Genomic DNA, 16,929 nt, shown 5'->3' on the forward strand with positions numbered 1-16,929 from the left:
AGGTAAATCTAGTGGGCCGGATAGCGGGCGTACCACCGGTCGTCACCCGGTGCGCTCCCGCCGAACTCCGCGAGCGCGTCGTCCGCCAGCCCGCCGATGACCTCGGCCAGCTCCAGCTTCGCGAGCCAGTCCGTGTTGAGTGCTTCCTCGCCGTACATCGCGCCGACGAGGTTTCCGCAGATCGACCCCGTCGAGTCGCTGTCACCGCTGTGGTTCACCGACGCGAGCAGCGCGGCGTTCGCGTCCGTGGTGGTCAGCGCGACGTAGACGGACATCGAAAGCGCGGTTTCGCCGATGTTCCCCTGGCCGAGGGTTTCGAGCTTCTCCGGCGTCGGGGCACCTTCCTTCGCGAGGGCGAGTGCCTGGTCGAGAGCGACGCTCTGCTCCTCGTGCCCCTGGTACTTCTCCAGCTCGATACGTGCGGTCGCGACGGCGTCGAGCAGCGGTTTCCCGAGCAGCAGCTCGCGCACGATCACCGCGAAGGCGCCCGACGAGAGATACCCGCTCGGGTGACCGTGCGTCAGCGCCGCGCTCTCGGCGCCGAGCCGGAACACCTCGGCGAGGTCGTCGGACCACAACGCGACCGGTGCCGCGCGCATGATCCCGCCGCAGCCCTTCGAGTTGTTCACCGGCTTGTCCATGCCGGCGCGCACGCCCGTCTTGCCGTACGCCTCCAGCTCGCTGAAGCAGGTGAGCCCGGGCGCGCGTCGGCTGAACAGCTCGCGGTTGGTGATCAGCCAGCCGTCCGGTTCCGTGCTCGTGTCCTGCGGGCCGCGGGCCCGCTCCCACGACACGCCCTGCGTGTGCAGCCAGCGCTGGTAGGCCAGTTGGAGCGACTGCTCGACCGGCACTGTCCCGTGGTGGGCCCTGATCAGGCCTTCGAGGGTGAAGAGCGTCATCTGGGTGTCGTCGGTGATCCGCCCGACGCCGCCGTACGCGGGGATGAGGTCGGTGATCCCGGCGGGGCCGGCGATCTCGCGGATGCGGTCGATCGAGTCGAACTCGGTCTTCGCGCCGAGCGCGTCGCCGATCGCCCCGGCGAACAGGCTGCCGCGCAGCCGCGACCTGGTCGCCGGATGTTGAAGCCACTCGCGCATTGCTCTACTGATCTCCTCGTGGATACCGGTTCGCGTCCCAGCGCCGTCGCTCTTCGGGCTCGCGGGGCAGGCCGAAGCGGTTGAAGTAGTAATAGGCGTCGCCCGCCAGATTGTCGATGACGCCGAGGCCGGCGTACGCGGCGAGCCAGGCCGCCGGCAGTCCGGGCACGGTGAGCCTGGCGCCCACCATCGCCCCGGTCAGCGCGGCCGTCACCGAGCCGCCGCGAGCGGCCAGCGCCAGCGCAGCTTCGGCGTCGTATCCGCGCTTGGCGGCGGCGAACAGGGCCCGGCCGAGCACCGAAAGCGGCGTCCGGCCGTCGCCGATGCTGTCGAACTGCTCGACGTCAGCGGCACTGTCGCCGTCGATGTCGTTCCGGAGGTCGAGCACGGTTTTGACCAGCTCGCCGACCTCGCCGCTGTACTCGTCGAAGCCTTCGAGGAAATTCGCGACCGCCGGTTCGCCGTTCTGGGCCGCGAGCTGGGCGCGGAACACGTTCACCAGCAGTTCGGCGCCGTGAACGACCTCGTGACCGGCCGCGGAACCGACCAGTTCGCGGACCACCTTCATCGCGTAGAAGGTGCTGTCGGCGGGCCCCTGCACGCCACCGGTCACCGTCGCGGCCAGCGCGGTCGCCAGCATGGCCGAGAACTCGGCGGGTGCCGGTCCGGCGGTCGCGGTGGCCTTGGCGACCCAGCCGTCCGGCCGTCCGCCCGCGGGCAGCGAGGCCGGGATCTCGGGCTTGTCCGGCGTCGGGTCCAGGCCGCGGATCACCGATTCGGTGTGGAACAGCAGCTGCCGGGTCAGGCCGCCGAGCGGCAAGCCGTCGGCGGGATCGGCGCCCGAGCCGAGTGCGTCTCCGAGCGCGAAGCCGACGTACGCGCCGAGAAGCCGCGGGTACGCGAAGCTGCCGACAGGGAGGGTCGGGTCGTAGAACTTCCCGAACGTCCAGGCGCTCGGACGCGGCTCGCCGTTGTCGTAGTAGTGCGTGACCAGCCCGTTCGCGAACAGGTCTTCGGGCAGTTCGGGCAGCGGACGGCCGTCGTACTTCGCCCGCGAGCGCTCGAACGACAGCGTCGCGGCCTGCGTGAAGAGGGTCAGCTCTTCGCCGCTCAGCGGGTAGCCGTTGTCCCGCGCCTGGTCGACGAGGCTCCGCAGATTCGCGACGGCCGGAGTGTCGTACTCCCCGCTGAAGTACGCGGGACGCCCGACGGATTCGGGGCGCTCGGTCCCGGCCGGGAGTTCGAGGTCGGCGACCTGCCGCAGCGTCTCCGGGTAGACGTTGAACGTCTCCGGACGCCCGGGGTTGACCAGCAGACCGACGCCGGGGTTGTCCTTGCCCCGGCGCAGGAGCACGCGGGGCTGGATCCGCTGCCACACCGTGTACTCGGACGGGACCTGGGCTTCGGAGGTGTACACGACGAAGCGCACGCCCGCGTCACCGAAGTCGCGGACCTGCAGGTGGCCGTCCTTCGCCGGGGCCAGCACGTCGAGGTCGAGCATCCAGTGGACGAACTCCTCCGGCGTGATCCACTCGACGCGGAGATAGCCGAGAAGCGTCTCGACCGGGCTTTCGGGCGCCGGGCGGCCGGAGAATCGAGGTCCGGGGCGGTGCTCCGGGTTCGCGCGGACCGCGCCGGTCGGCTCGCCGAGGAGGGTGTGCTGCTCCCAGCGCAGGATCGCCGCCTTCGGCACGGGCAGGCCGGGGACCGCGGCCGGATCGAACTCGGGATCGACGACTTCCGCCCACCGGGTGAACGCGTCCGGATCGTCGCCCGCCGCCGAAACGGCCATCAGCTCCAGGTCGAGGCGGATCTCGCCGCCGTCGTCCGGGACGAACGCGACCGGGCTGGGGAACAGGCCCGCGCCGGGGTCGGTGCCGTCGAGCCAGCCGACGGTGTTGTAGGTGACGTTCCAGCCGTCGGTCGCGCGCACGACGTACTCGCGGCGGACCCGCAGCGCGCCGGTCCCCTCCCCGCCTCGGTCCGTCAGCCATTCCTCGACGCGGCTGACGGCTTCCTCTTCGTTCATCGTCCCCATTTCGTTCACCAGCGCGGATACCGCTGGGACCAGCCGTCGACCTCGTGCAGCGCCGAGTGGCGGTCGAAGTGCCAGAACGCGTCCGTGGCGATGTTCTCCAGCAGGTAACGCAGTTCCAGCTGCTCGACCCACTTCTGCGGCAGCCCCGGGATACCGGTGCGGGCGCCGAGCAGGGCGCCCGCGATGGCGCCGGTGATCGCGCTGCGGCCCGAGTGGTTGACCGCCCGCAACAACGCCTGCTCCGGATAGTTCTCGAACCCGGACAGCGCCGCGAAAGCGCGGCCCAGCACGGAAAGCGTGCCCTTGCCGTCGCCGATCAGCTCCGGGACCCGCAGGTCGGGCAGGCCGTGCTTGCCGAAGAACGGCACCGATTCCGCGACCATCGCCTTGAGATCCGCCCAGACCGGTCCCCGCTGGTGTGGGTTCTGGTCGTTGAAGATCTCACGCGAGGTGTTCCAGATCGGGTAGCTGAACGCCTCCGAGGTCAGCGCCGGTTCGAACAGCCAGGTCAGGTAGGTCGCCGCTTCGACGTCGACCTCGCCGGGATGCGTGACCGCGACGAGGTCGCGCACCGCCTGCCGGACGCCGCCGCTCATCGCGCTCCCCGGCCCGGCCGCGGTCATCGCCGCCGGCAGTGCCGCGACCAGCGCGTCCGGCCCGCTCATCGGCATCGCCGTCGGCGAGACGGTCGCCAGCGCGTGGTACGCGTTCAGTTCGGCGTCGTCGGGGGTGCGGCGGACGCGGAGCTCCGGCACCTTCACGAGCCAGCCGTCGGCGTTGTCCAGCGGCGCGCCCTGCGTGTGCAGCCAGCGCATCAGCGAGTTGCGGGCGACCGTGCCGAGCGCCTTTTCGGCGTCGCGGTTCTCCGGCTGCTCGCGATGCGGGCTGCGGATCACGGCCTCGGTGTAGAACAGCAGCCGCTGGGTGAGCGGCCCGACGCGACCGGGCAGGTCGAAGGCGACCGTCAGATCCGAGACGCCCTCGGGGCCGTAAGTGTTGTGGATTTCGGCGAGCCGCATCCGGTCGACAGCCGCCCCGAGTGCCTCGCCCAGCGCGAAGCCCACGTACGCGCCCGTGACGCGCTGCCAGCCATAACGCGAGCTGGAACGGTCTCGGTCGAAGTACTTGCCGAAGGTGTCCAGACGCGGCTGGATCTGGCCTTCGTTGTCGTAGCCCGGCGCCAAGCCGTTCGCCCGAAGGTCGTTCGGACGGGCGCGGGGCGGCTCCGGCTGCTTCAGCCTGGCCAGCCAAGACTGGCCGAGGACGGTCTTCTGGCATTCCTCGGCGCTCAGCTCGAAGCCGCGACGGCGTGCCCGCTCGGCCGCGGCCAATGGCGGCTTCACCGGCTCGGACAGACCCATCTTCGCGGCGGTTTCGGCGGCGAGGGTCTCCAGTTCCGGTTCCGCTTCCGGGCAGCGTTCGTTGACGTCGACACCCGGGCCCCGGCGGGGGAATCGCTGCGCGGTCTCGGCGAGCTCGGCGCCGCTGACGTCCTCGAACGTCGCGGGACCGCCGTTGATCACGAGGTTCGGCGGGCTCTCGTACCCGGCCAGGGTGGCGATGTCGACCTTCCAGTACCCGTGTTCGCGGGACGGGAGGTTCCTGGTCGAGCTGAAGACGCGCAGCTCGGCGCGTTCCTCGTTGAAGTAGAACCGCTCCGTCTTGCCAGAGGCCAGATCGAGCGGGACGTAAACCTCGCAGCGCAGCAGCCCGATGAGCAGCTGTTCCCTGGTCAGCCAGCCGACGCTGGCGAACGACAGCAGCGTTTCGAGCTTGTTCTCCGGCTTCGGGTAACCGCGGCGGACCGGCCCGGCCTTGTACTCGGGGTTCTCCCGTTCCTCCCCGGTCTGCACGCCGTCCGCGTTGACCTTGACCCAGCCCGCGACGACCGCCGGCGGGACACCGAGGTCACCGAGACCGGACTTGGCGTACTCCGGGTCGACGACCTCGCGCCAGGCCTCCTGGCCGGGGAACGCGACCGGGACGCTGAGCCCGCCGGGCTGCGGATGCGCCTGGCGCAGCTCGCCGTCGGGTTCGCGGACGATCACCGACGGCGGCGGGAAGATCTCCTTCTCGGCGTGACCCTCGTCGAGGAAGGCGATCGTGTTGTAGGGGACCGACCAGCCCTCAGGGATGCGCAGGACCTTCTCGTGGTTCACGCGCAGGCCGGCGCCGCCCGGTTCGGACACGTCCGGACCGTGGACCGCGCGCAGCCACTCTTCGACCTTGGCTACCGCTTCCGCCGATTCCACCTACTCGATCCTCTCCAGGCTGCCGTCGGACACGTGCTCGGCGATGGTCCTCGGGAGCACGTAGGCCACCGCCCCACCAGGCATGTTCGCCCAAGGGACGGTGACACCGATGATCACGTGGAGCGGGCGTCGCAGCCGGTAGGTCCCACCGACGCGCTCCCGTTCCAGCGGCAGGGACGTCGTGGCGAACCGTACCCCTCCGTGGTGAACCAGATTGCCGGTTTCCTCGCCGAACCGCAGTACGACCGTACCGGCGACCATCCGGCTGACGCGCTTGTTGCGGAGCAAGGTGAGGGGAGGCTCACCCGGCGCCGCGTGCACCGGCCAGTCGGCGAGTTCCTTCGCCGTCTCCAGCGGCGTCTCGTGTCCGGCGGTCATCCGCGCCGGATGCAGCAGAACCGCGCCGAGAAGCTGATGCGACGCGTCTTCGAGCTTGTCGAAATACTTCGGCGAGACCGCGGCGCCGTCCGAATAGGCCGCGACCTCCCAACCCTTCTCGGTGAAGTTGAGGCACCAGGCGCCGTCCGCGCGGTCGCCGATGCGGTAGGCCTCGGGCCAGACGGCGTGCTCGCCGAGCCTGCTGACCAGCACGACCAGGAGTTCTTCGTCGGTCAGTTCCGGATTCGGCGACGTCTCCAGCTCCGCGGCGATGTCGCCCTCGGTCTTCTTGACGTCGGAGCGGCCCGGTCTCGGTCTCGGCTTCCCGAGCAGATCCGCTTCCGCGGTCCGCCGCACCAGATGCTCGACATACGGCGGCTGGAACCGCTGGCCGCGGATGTGCGCGACCAGCTCCGGCTCCGGCGGGATCCCGTATTTCCGCAGGTAGTGCGGCACGGACGCGTGCCAGATCCAGGTGCCGTCGGTGTGGTAGCTCTCCGGGACGTCGCCGTCGGCCTCCGGGTCGAAGATGTCCTTGCCGAGGCCGCTGCCGGACAGGATCGCCGGTTCGCGTTCGAGGTACTGCGCGACGAGCGGCGCTTCGGACTCGTCGAGCTCCGGTCTGTCCACCACCGGCGGCTCGCCCTCGGTGTACGCGTCGACGATCCGGGCGTGCCGGAACTCGACGCGCAACGGAAGCTGCGCGCGCAGCCGCCACCAGTCCGGCACGTGCTCGTCCTCGCGCGGGAACGTGGCCAGCTCGTCCGGGTACGCCGAAGACGGCGGTGCCCCGGTCCACGACGGCTCGTCGTCGAGGGTGAAGTCGAAGTCGAAGGTGCCGTCGGGCTTCAGCGTGAACCGCGACTGCAGCCAGGTCCCCCGGCCGGTCGTGTACATCCCGGTGCGGAGCTTGCCGAAGAGCTCGTTCAGCTCGGGCGCGGGCGCGACGTTGTGGCCCTCGAGTTCGGTGTGCTCCCCGATCTGCCGGAAATCGGCGACCGCGGCGTGGGCGGGGTCGGTGATCCCCGCCAGGATGAGCCTGCCGATCTGGACCAGCAGTCCGCGCTGGTGTTCCGGAGTGAGTTGTTCCACGTGAATCATCGCGCCCGGTTCGGGAAACGGGGCTCCGCGCGGAACGACGGCGGCTCACCGGCGGCACGGCGGGCCAGCTCGTCCTCCCACATCTTGAAGGTGCGTTTGCGCAGCGACTTGATCAACGCCGATTCCTGCGGCTCCACGCGCCGGTTCTCGCTCTTGGCCTGCTGGTAGAGACCGTCGATGGTCTCGTACAGCGCGAAGATCGGACCGTCGCCCTTGAGCTCGTACGCGCGGGCTCGTTCGGTCTCCTGGACGAACTTCTCCTCGGGCACCTTGCTGATGTCCGAACTCGCCATCGCCCGCAAGACCTCGCGCACGTGCTCCGGCTTTTCGTCGAACTCGCCGGAGCTCAGGTTGAGGAGGTAACCCGTCAGGCCCCCGTCGGGAGTCGACTCGACGCGGTACGTCTTCCCGAAGTACGTGTAGAAGGACGGTGTCTGGATCACGTGCTCTCCTCCGGCGGCAGGCCCTTGCGGAGACCGGCCATGAACTTCTCCCGGACCCGGTCCATCAGCGCCGCTTCCAGCAGGGCCTGCTCCGGGGACAACCGCTTCTTGTTGTCCGCGTCCAGTGTCCGGTTGTACGTCGGGAAGTCGCGGCGGACCTCGTACAGGGCGTGTTCGTAGGCCGAGACGGTGTCGATATGCCGCAGGTGCAGCCGAAGTTCGGCGACGTGCCCGTTCGGCAGCCGGACGTTCATCTGCAGATCGCGGTACCCGCTGTCCTGCGGATTCGCGAACCGGTCGTCGAAGCTGACGATCCGGAGATCCGGATCGGCCATCACCGCGTTGAGCGCGTTGTAGACGTCGGCCAGCGTGTCGAACTGGATCTTCACGCCCACCAGGTCGGTGAGTTTCGACGCGTCGCCGTCGTAGCCCTCGATCTTCGCCTTCGCGCGGTCGTCGTCCTTCGGGCCGGGACGCCCTGAGGATTCGCCGTTGTTGTCCGCCGCGATCCGCTCGGCGATCCGGTTGAGATCGCCCTGGTTCTGCGGCCACGCCGCCCGCTCGGCGTCCAGGAACTCCTGGATCTTCGCGGTGTCGCCCTTGTCCGCGCGATCGAAGCCGGCGTGGTACTGATCGCCCGGTTCCACGTCGGCGGCGATGTCCGCCGCCGCGTTCGCGAGGTCCCGCTGCTCCTGCGTCAGCGGGGTGTCGCCAGGACCGTCCTGGTGGACGTCGTCGATCATCTGGTGGCCGCGTTCCTCGACGTCACGCAGCGCGTCTTCGAGGATCGGGATGGCTTCCGGGTGCAGCAGCAGGCTGCCGATCGTCATCGGGTTGTTCAGCAGCGAAGCCCGCAGGTACGCGTTGTCGGGGTGCTCCATCAGCCGGACGAGTTCCGGATGCGCGGGCAGGTGCTCGCGGATGAAGTCCCGCATCGGGCCGACGTCGTGCTTGACGCCGTTTTCGTCCTCGTGGACGGCCCGCTTCTTGTCCGGGTCGAGTCCGTCGACCGCGGCCGCGACCTCGGGATCGTTCAGGAACCGCCCGACGTCGGCCCGGCCTCCGTGCGACGGCTCGTCGGACGCCATGCCGTAGCCCGCGTCGCGCGGCGGCGTGACGATCGGACGGCCGTCCGGCCCGATCCGCGACGGCTGCACGTCGGGCGTGTCTTCCCTGGCGAACGCGATCCGCGGGTCCACCGCCGGCTGATCCGGCCGAGCGAACGCGATCCGCGGGTCGACGGGCCGCGTCGACGAGGTCTCCGTTTGCGTGGTGTGGCCGTCGGTGTGCTGCGCGGCCGGGCCCTCCGGGACACCGACGTGCATCAGCTTCATGCCCAGCGGCGGATGCGGCAGGTTCATCAGCGCGCCCGACTGCGGGTCGAGGAACGCGACGCCGTCACGCGTGTTCGCCACCATCGCGACGTGCCCGCGCTCGACGCCGTTCTCGTCGAGGTACTTCACCGCGACGACCGCGTGGTGATCGGTCGGCATGCCCCGCATCTCGCGGATCACGGCGTCGTAGTCGGCGCGGTCGGAGAACTGCCCGCCGAACCGCTCTTCGACGTGCTCCAGCGTGCCGCGGCTGTCCATCTCGTGCACGAGCAGCGGATCGGCGGTCGAATCGATGCCGTTCAGCCGGTCCATGTACGCGCCCGGCGTGCGGGTGCAGTTGGAGCGGTAGCCGTTCGCCAGCGCGTCGGGATCGTTGAAATGCGGGTTGACCTCGCCGAGCCGCGGATGCCGGTCGGCGATGTACGCGGCCTGCTGCTCGCGGCTCGCCGAACCGGCGTGGATCGCCGGCTCGCTCGGCGGGTTGGTCGCGACCGCCATCGACGAGTAGTCGCGCTCCGGGACCGGCAGTTCGGCCGTGTCGTCGGTGGCGGAGTGGTCCTGAGCGGGCTGCTCGCCGTACTCGGGTCCCTTGTCGGCGTCCGCGACCCCGTGCTCCGCCGGGTTTTCCGCGGTGAGGTGCGGAGTCTGCGGCTCGTCGAAGCCACCGAGGCGCGCCATCGACTGCGCCTGGGCGAGGCGGGCGAGTTCCGGTGCCTCCGCGGCGTGCCGGGCCCGCCGCTCGTCCATCTTCTGCTTGGCGGTCTCGGGGTCGAGGTAGCGCGGGTCGCCGGGAGTGACCTCTTCGGCGTGGATGACCCACTTCGGCCGGTCGACCAGCGGCGGAGTCTTGAACTCCTTGCTGTGCACGTAAAGCTGCGTGGCCGGCTTGTTGATGGCCTCGTGCTCGCCGGGGTTCTCGGCGAGCGACGAGACGTCCTTGCCCGTCTTCGAGACGATGTGGATCTCGACGTCCTGGCCGAATTTCGACTTCGTGTCCGGCGACGTCTTGATCGTGGAGCTGGTCATCGTCGGCTCGGGGACGGTCTGCCCCGGCTCGTAATGCGCCGCCATGATCGCGGCGGCCTGCATGTCGCCCTTGGTGTCGATGCCGCGGATGGCCTCGCCGTGGAAGTCCGGCAGCTCGTTGAGCGCGCCGACGATCGCCCGGGTGCTGCGCTGGGCGTTTTCGAAGTCGGGGTGCGACTCGCCGCGACGGTTCGCTTCGTTGATCGCGTAGGCGTGTTCGCGCGAGTACGAGTAGATCGCTTCGGCCGCTTCGGGCGAGACGCGATCCTTCAGCGGGCTCGCTTCGAGACGCCTCAGCGCCTTTTCGCGGGCCTGCTCGGCGAGGTCGGCGGAGTCGTAGCGGTCACGGAGGCTCTTGTGATCCTCAGGCGTGCCACGGAAGTTCTCGTCGCCGAGGTAACTCTCGTCGAGTCGCGCCGGCGTCTCTTCCGGACCCTTGAGCCGCTCGGCGATGTCGACCTCGGTCTTGGGCGCCTGCTCCTGGACCGGGGTTTCGGCTTCACCGCTCTTGTCGGTCTTGTCGGTGTGGGTGGTTTCCGGTGCTTCCGGCGAGTGGACGTGCGGGGCGTCGCCGCCGCCCATCGGCATCGCCTTGATCGACGTCGGATCGTCGGGCAGCGTCGCGAGCCGCCCGGTCATCGGGTCGGCGAAGACCACGCCGTGCGGCGTGTTCACCGCGGCGACGATGCGCGTTTCGATCCGGTCCTTGGACCGCGGCGAGCCCTCCGGCGCGTTCGGATCGGCGGGGGCGTGATGCTCGAACGCCACCGCGGTCCGCGCGCCGACCGGACGTTCGCCCAGCTCACGGGCGACGTCGGCGAAACCGTTGCGATCCGACCACTGCCCGCCGAGCCGGTCGCTGACGTGCTGCAGCGGCGAGCCACCCGTCGACGGTCCGGCGACGGCGTCGCCACCTTCCATCCGGTTCTCGAACGCGACCAGCGCCTCGGCCGAGTTCGTCTGGTACCCGTCCTTCCAGGATTCGGGCGCGTAGTAGTTGCGGGTGTTGGCCTCACCGATCGCCGGAAGCTCGTCCATGACCAGCCGGAGCTGCTGGTGCGGCGTCTCGGTCGAACCGGCGTGGATGACCGGCGTCCCGCCCTCTTCGAGCGGCTTCGCCAGCTCGGACCAGCCACCGTCGGGAGCGTGCTCCCTCGGCGGCTTGGGGAGCTCCCGGACCGGGGCGTCGGTGACGTCGGTCCAGCCACCCTTGCCGTCGGCCAGCTTGGTTTCGAGCCCGGCGAGACCCTGGCCCTGGAAGAGCTCCGGGTGCTCGCGGCGCAGCTGGGCTTCCTGGTCGGCGGCTTCCTGCGCCAGCCGCTCCTGCACGGCGTTGTTGTAGTCGCGCCGCTCGGCGACCTTCTGGTGGACCTCGTCCGGGCTCAGATGGCCGTCGTCACCGGGGACGACCTCTTCGCATTCGACGATCCATTTCGGCAGGTCGTTCGGCGAACCGTCGTCCAGCCGCTTTTTGTAGTCGGGGTGTTCGGGATGCCCCGGGCCCATCTTGACGTCGGTGACGCGCAGCTGCGTCGCCGACTTCATCAGCACTTCGCGTTCGTCCTTTTTGGACGCGAGGTCTTCGATGTGGCGGCCGGTCTTCGACTGGATGCGCATCTCGACTTCGCCCGGGAAGGTGCTGCGCGGATGGTCCGGCGTGACCCGCGACGTGCTCAGCATCTGCGGGTCGACCATGACCTGGCCCTTGGCGTGCGCTTCGAGGAAGGCCCGGATCGCGCTCTCGTTGCCGTTGAAGTTCACCCGCCGCGAGACGAGACCCTCGTAGGCGGGCATCTCGTTGAGGCCGGAGGTGATCGCCTCGATATGCGGCCGGAGCGCGTCCAGCTCCGGACCGCCGTGGCGCTGGGCGTGCGTGATCCGCTCGGCCATGTCGGTGCGCGTGTAGCTGTGCACCGCGTACGCGCCCTGATCCGACATCTGCTTGACGCGCGGATCTTCGTGGGCGTCGCGTTTGGCGAGACCTTCGCGGCGGACCTGCTCGCTCCGCGCTTCCCCGGTGTCCTTGTCGAAACCGCGCTTGTCGATCTGCGTCTCGGCGAGCGCGCGGTAGGCGGCGGGATCGTCCGTGTGGAAGTCCGGGTCGGTCAGGTACGGCTCGTCGACAGTGGCCCTGTCGTCGGGCGTGGGCGCTTCGGTGTCCTTCGGCGCGTCGACGTCGTTGGGCGCGTCGGCGTCCTTGGGCGTGTCGGCGTCCTTGGGGCTCTCGACGTCCTTCGGCGTCTCGGTGTCCTTGGGGGCCTCGACGTCCTTCGGCGCCTGGGTGTCCTTCGGGAGCTCGGTGTCCTTGGGCGGGGTCGCGCCGTGGTCCTGAGGCACCTGCCGCGGCGCGTGCTCCACCGGCCGCACCGGCGGCTGCTGCTGCTGCGGCGGACGCTGCGGCTGCTGGGGACCCGCGTTCCCGTCGTGGCCGGGGCGCGGGGCCGGGACCTGCGGCGGACGTTGCGGACCACCGAAACGCGGCGGCTCGGCGCCGGGCGGCATCGGCCGTCCGGGCTGCTGTCCGGGACGTCCCGGCTGACCGGGGTGGTGCCCGGGCGGAGGCGGCGGCATCGGGCCGCGGTTGCCGGGGAACGGACCGTTGCCCGGGTGCTGGGGTCGCGGCGGAGGCGGCGGGTAGCCCCCGGGACCGCGGTTGCCAGGAGGCGGACCGGGCGGAGGCGTCTGCGGGCGCGGCGGAACCCCGCCGTTTGGGCCCGGACCGGGCCTGCCCTGGTAACCCTGGGGCGGCCGCGGCGGGCCGGGCGGTGGTGGCGGCTGTGGCGGTTGCTGAGGACGCTGACGCGGCCCACGATCCTGCGGATGTCCACCCTGACCAGGGGGCGGCGGCTGCGGCCCGGTCGGCCGCGGACCCATCGGGCCCTGCTGTCCTCGGTGCGGCATCGGTCCGCCGCCACCACCCGGAGGCGGCGGAGGCGGCGGCGCGAATCCACCCGGAGGCGGCGGCTGCATCGGCTGCTGGCCCTGGAAGGGCATCGGCGCGGGCGGCTGGTCGAACCGCGGCTGCTGCGGTCCGCCGTTCCCGGCGAGACCCGCGGCCTGGACGCCGTCGTTCGGCCGGGGAGGCCGGGAGGGATCGTGTCCGCCGGGCGGGAAACCACCGGGTGCGGGCCCGTTGCCCGGCGGGTTGCCGCCGGGCGCCATGCCGTAGCCACCCGACGGAGCGGACGAGCCGGACGCCATCCCGTAGCCGCCGGAACTCGACGGCGCGCCCGAGGAAGCGGCGGGCGGCATCGCGCTGGACTGCGACGGGCTCGGCGAAGGGCTGTGTGACGGACTGTGCGACGGACTCGGTGCCGGACTGGACGCCGGTCCTTGTGCCGGACTGGACGCCGGTCCTTGCGATGAGCTCGGTGCGGGGGTGGCCGCCGGTGCCGGGCTCGAAGCCGGCGTCTGGGCAGGGCTCGCCGCCGGAGCCTGTGCCGGAGCTTGCGACTGGGCGGCGGGCGCCTGCTGCTGATTCCCCGCCGCGGCCTGCTGTTGTTGTTGCTGTTGACCGGATCCGTTGTCCGCGACCGGTGCGTTCTGGTGGGTCTGTGCCGCCCGCTGACCGTCGCCGGTGTCCGCCGGACGTTCCGGAGCCTGCGTCGAGGACTGGCTGACCCGGTCGCCGTCGGCCGCTCGCTGGGGTTGCGGATCGGCGGACGAACTCCGCGGCGAAGGATCATTGTCCGAAGTGGACCGTGGCGCCGGGTCCGACGAAGAGTCCGACCGCGACGAGGAATCCGAAGAAGAATCCGAGTCCGACCGCGAAGAAGCGGAGTCCGACGAAGAAGAGTCCGATCGCGAAGAAGAACCGGAATCCGAAGAACCCGGCGTGCGCGAAGGCGTCCCGGAATCCCCCGAATCCACGTCCGGCGTCGTGGGCCCGTCACCCGCCGCGGGGCCGGGCGTGTTCGCGGCCTTGATGTCGCCGATCTGGCTCTTGGCCCCGTCGACACCGCCGCCGACCGCTCCGCCGGACGCGCCCATCAGCACGTCCTTGGCCGAAAGCTTGTCCAGGTCACCGGTGACGGCGGCCTGCCCGACCGTGCTGGCGACGCCTTCGGCCGCTCCGCGCACGGCACCCCGCGCCGCGCTGTCGACGATCTGGCCGCCGACGCTGTCGGAAAGTCCCTTGGTGGCGCCCTTGCCGATACTGCTACTGCCCGCGCCGACCACGCCGTCGACGGCGCCGCTGATCGCGGAATCCTTGGTCTTGCTGAAATCCCAGCTGTCGCGGTCGCCCTTGGCCATCTGCAGGCCCTGGATCCCCGCGTCCATGGCGAGGTTCATCGCCGTGTTCTGCAGGACCTCTTTACCGATCTTCTTCAGGCCCTCCTTGAGAAGTTTCTCCAGGAGTTCCTTCGCGACCTTCTTGAAGCCTTCCTGCGCGAGCTTCTGCATCAGCTGGCGGAAGATCATCTGGACGGTCATGCGGGTGGCGATCTGCGCCGGCGCGATCCCGGCCGTCGAACCGCCGAACGTCACCGCCGCGGCCGCGATCATCGCGACGATCTGGGCGGCGAGGATCACCAGCGAGATGATGATCATGTACTTCGTGTACTCGACGTCCAGTGCGGTCGCGTTGCACGAGTCGCCGAGCGCCTTCGAAGAATCGGCGAGCGACTTGAAGTACGCCTCGTCGCCTTCGACGAACTTCTTCCAGGCTTCGGCGAACTTCTCCGCGCCCTGACCGCTCCAGCCGCCGAGGACCTCGGTGGCGCCCTTGGTCGCGGTGTCGGCGATCGGCTGGATCGCCTTCGAGGCGTTGTGCCAGGCGTCGCGCAGTTCGCGGAGCTTGTCCTCGTCGCCTTCGGGCCAGCTTTCCCCGACGACGATCGGCAAGAGCCACTTGACCGCGTCGGGCATCTCCATACCCACGGCGCTAGACCTTCTTGTCCAGCGTCGACTTGATCTCTTCCTCGGCGTTCGTGAACGCGGTCATCGACCGTTCGACGTTGTGCTGCATACCCCGCAGCGCCTCGACGATGTTCGCGAACCCCTCGGACGAGCCCTGCGCGCCCGGTTCGTAGTCCTTCGCGAACTCCTTGCCCGCGTCGTCGTTGCCCCAGCACTGGCCGAGCGAGTTCATCGCGGCCAGCAGTTCCTTGCCCGCCTCGTCCAGCTGGTCCGCGGCGATCCCCAATTTGGCCGCGGCCGACTTCACCGCATCCGGATCCGCGGTGAATCCGGCTCCGCCCCCACCGTTCGGCATCAGACTCCCCTGGTCAGCCAGCTCGAAGGCGGCTCTTCCTCATCGTCGTCCTGCTGACGCACCCGTTTCGGAACCGGTTTCGGCGTCGGCGGCGCGGGTGGGGCGGCCGGTGGCGGAGGAGGCGGCGGCGTGTCGTCCTTGATCATCAGCGGGGCGTCGAAGTCTTCGTCGGACTTCACCGGCTCCCCTTCCTCTTCGGCCGCGAGGAAGTCCGGGATGACCGGCACCAGCCCTTGCAGTGAAGGCGCGCCTTCGATGAGGTCCGAAAGGTCCGGCAGCCCTTCGGTGATCGGGGCCATCAGCTCGGCGACCTGCTGCTTGACCTGCAGCGATCCCTGGCGGACCAGGGTCAGCACGGTGTTGGCCAGCTGCGCGGGGTTGGTGCGCTCGAAGGCGTTCGGCTGGATCTCGAGTTTGGCGAGGGTGCCGGTCGCGTCGATGGTGGCGCGGACGAGGCCGTCCTGCGAGACCACCGTCGCCGAGGTCTGCGAAGCGGCTTCCTGCGCGTCCCGGAGCTGGGCCGTCTGGCGCTCGAACTGTTCGAGCAGCGTGTCGACCTGGTCCTTCATGGCGGCATTGCGCGCTTCGAGGCGTGCGCTGTCGTCGCCGGCCGTCGTCACTTGAGCCCCCGCTAGTGCTGGATCCCGGGCATACGCCACCCGGTGTCGGTAAGCGTCACCCTAATGCCAACGCCCGCGCCATATCACCGGATCTGGTGTTTTCGCCCGGCGAGCAGATGACCGGCGGCTCCCGCCAGGTAGAGGACGGTCGCCGTGACGAGCAGCCCCGGCGAGCGTCCGTCGGCCGGGATCACCGTCGCGGCCAGTGAGACCGCCACGACCTGGGTGATGTTGAAGAGGGTGTCGTAGAGCGCGAAGACGCGTCCCCTGGCTTCGTCGGCGACGTCGAGTTGCACCGAGGAATCGACGCAGAGTTTCAGCACCTGCCCGGCGCCGGTCACCAGGAACGCCGCGAGCAACGCGGTGGGGATCGTCATCGGCAGGCCGAGTGCGGACTGCGCGACCGCCGCCAGCACCAGCGCCCCCACCACGACGCGGACCCGGCCGATCCGCTTGATCAGCCAGGCGGTCAGCAGCCCGGCGACGAGGATCCCGGCACCGGCGAACGCCGCCATCTCGCCAAGCCCGGTCATCCCGGCGGCGAAATGGTTGCGCATCAGCAGGACGGTCACCAGCAGTGAGATTCCGTACGACGCGCGATGGGCGAACAGCGCGACGAACCCGGCCGTGACGCTGGGCGTGCGCCAGGCCGCCTTCGCGCCGTCGGCCAGGCCGCGGGCGACGGCGAGGGCCGGGTTCGACGGCTCGTCGACCGTCGACGGCCCGAGCAGTCCGCGGGCGAATCCGGCGGCGAGGACGGCGGCGCCGATCCCGCCCAGCGCGGCGACGGCGGTGACCCAGGCGGAACCGGCGTCGTCCGCGCCGGTCAGCGCCCGGAGGCCGATCGCGCAGCCGCCTCCGACGACGGCGAGTACCGAACCCCAGGTGGCCGCGAAGGCGTTCGCGGCGACCACGGACTTTTCTTCGACGACATGGGGAAGCGACGCGGACAGACCCGAACCGATGAACCGCGAAATGCCTTCGGACGCCAGCGCGAGGGAGAAGAGCCCGATCCCGGCCACGCCCGTGCCCACGGCGACGGCCGTCGCGAGGATGGTGGCCGACCGCAGCAGGCTCGCGAAGATCAGGACCTTCCGGCGGTCCCAGCGGTCGAGCAGGGCGCCCGCGAACGGGCCGACGATCGAGTACGGCAGCAGCAACGCCGCGAATCCGCCCGCCATGCCGAGCGCGTCGGCGGCGCGTTCGGGGTTGAAGAGGACGGCGCCGGCCAGCCCGGCCTGGTACATGCCGTTGCCCCAGTGCGCGGAAAACCGCGTGAACAGCAGGCGGAGGAAGTCACGGTCGCGGACGAACGCCCTGGTGGGCGCCGTGGCGGTGGTCGTCACGGCACCAGCCTATTGAAGGTGGCCGATGCGCTTTGAGGTCGCCTCTCGGCGGCTATGCGCAGTGTGGCTCCAGCCGGAC

Annotated in this window: 9 protein-coding genes; all 9 read right to left on the reverse strand. The window is 70.3% G+C overall.

Translation table 11 applies throughout. From position 1 onward, the window contains the following. Positions 1 to 8: 8 nt before the first annotated feature. Positions 9 to 1,097 (reverse strand): ADP-ribosylglycohydrolase family protein, encoded by a 1,089-nt coding sequence (locus ED92_RS06330; protein WP_037334028.1) that lies wholly within the window; start codon positions 1,095 to 1,097, stop codon positions 9 to 11. Between the two features lie 4 nt (positions 1,098 to 1,101). Next, positions 1,102 to 3,135: a YrhB domain-containing protein gene (locus ED92_RS06335; RefSeq protein WP_235213206.1), complete on the reverse strand. Its 2,034-nt coding sequence runs from the start codon at positions 3,133 to 3,135 to the stop codon at positions 1,102 to 1,104. 5 nt (positions 3,136 to 3,140) lie between these two features. Next, positions 3,141 to 5,387, reverse strand: coding sequence for an ADP-ribosylglycohydrolase family protein (locus tag ED92_RS06340; protein ID WP_037334034.1), 2,247 nt, complete (start codon positions 5,385 to 5,387; stop codon positions 3,141 to 3,143). Beyond that, a complete protein-coding gene (locus ED92_RS06345) occupies positions 5,388 to 6,857 on the reverse strand; it encodes a TNT domain-containing protein (RefSeq protein WP_081975744.1) in 1,470 nt (489 codons plus the stop codon). A 5-nt stretch (positions 6,858 to 6,862) separates the two neighbouring features. Beyond that, positions 6,863 to 7,309 (reverse strand): hypothetical protein, encoded by a 447-nt coding sequence (locus ED92_RS06350; protein WP_037334040.1) that lies wholly within the window; start codon positions 7,307 to 7,309, stop codon positions 6,863 to 6,865. After that, positions 7,306 to 14,544, reverse strand: coding sequence for a toxin glutamine deamidase domain-containing protein (locus ED92_RS41275; protein ID WP_052120298.1), 7,239 nt, complete (start codon positions 14,542 to 14,544; stop codon positions 7,306 to 7,308). The genes ED92_RS06350 and ED92_RS41275 overlap by 4 nt, the downstream gene beginning before the upstream one ends. A 10-nt stretch (positions 14,545 to 14,554) precedes the next feature. Continuing rightward, positions 14,555 to 14,884, reverse strand: a complete 330-nt coding sequence (locus ED92_RS06360; RefSeq protein ID WP_037334042.1) for a WXG100 family type VII secretion target — start codon at positions 14,882 to 14,884, stop codon at positions 14,555 to 14,557. Beyond that, positions 14,884 to 15,504: a YbaB/EbfC family nucleoid-associated protein gene (locus ED92_RS06365; protein ID WP_037334045.1), complete on the reverse strand. Its 621-nt coding sequence runs from the start codon at positions 15,502 to 15,504 to the stop codon at positions 14,884 to 14,886. Before ED92_RS06365 ends, ED92_RS06360 begins: the two co-directional genes overlap by 1 nt. Before the next feature lie 83 nt (positions 15,505 to 15,587). Then, a complete protein-coding gene (locus tag ED92_RS06370; protein ID WP_037334048.1) occupies positions 15,588 to 16,850 on the reverse strand; it encodes an MFS transporter in 1,263 nt (420 codons plus the stop codon). Between the last annotated feature and the right edge of the window lie 79 nt (positions 16,851 to 16,929).

The organism is Amycolatopsis sp. MJM2582 (assembly GCF_000754115.1).
Taxonomy (GTDB): Bacteria; Actinomycetota; Actinomycetes; order Mycobacteriales; family Pseudonocardiaceae; genus Amycolatopsis; species Amycolatopsis japonica.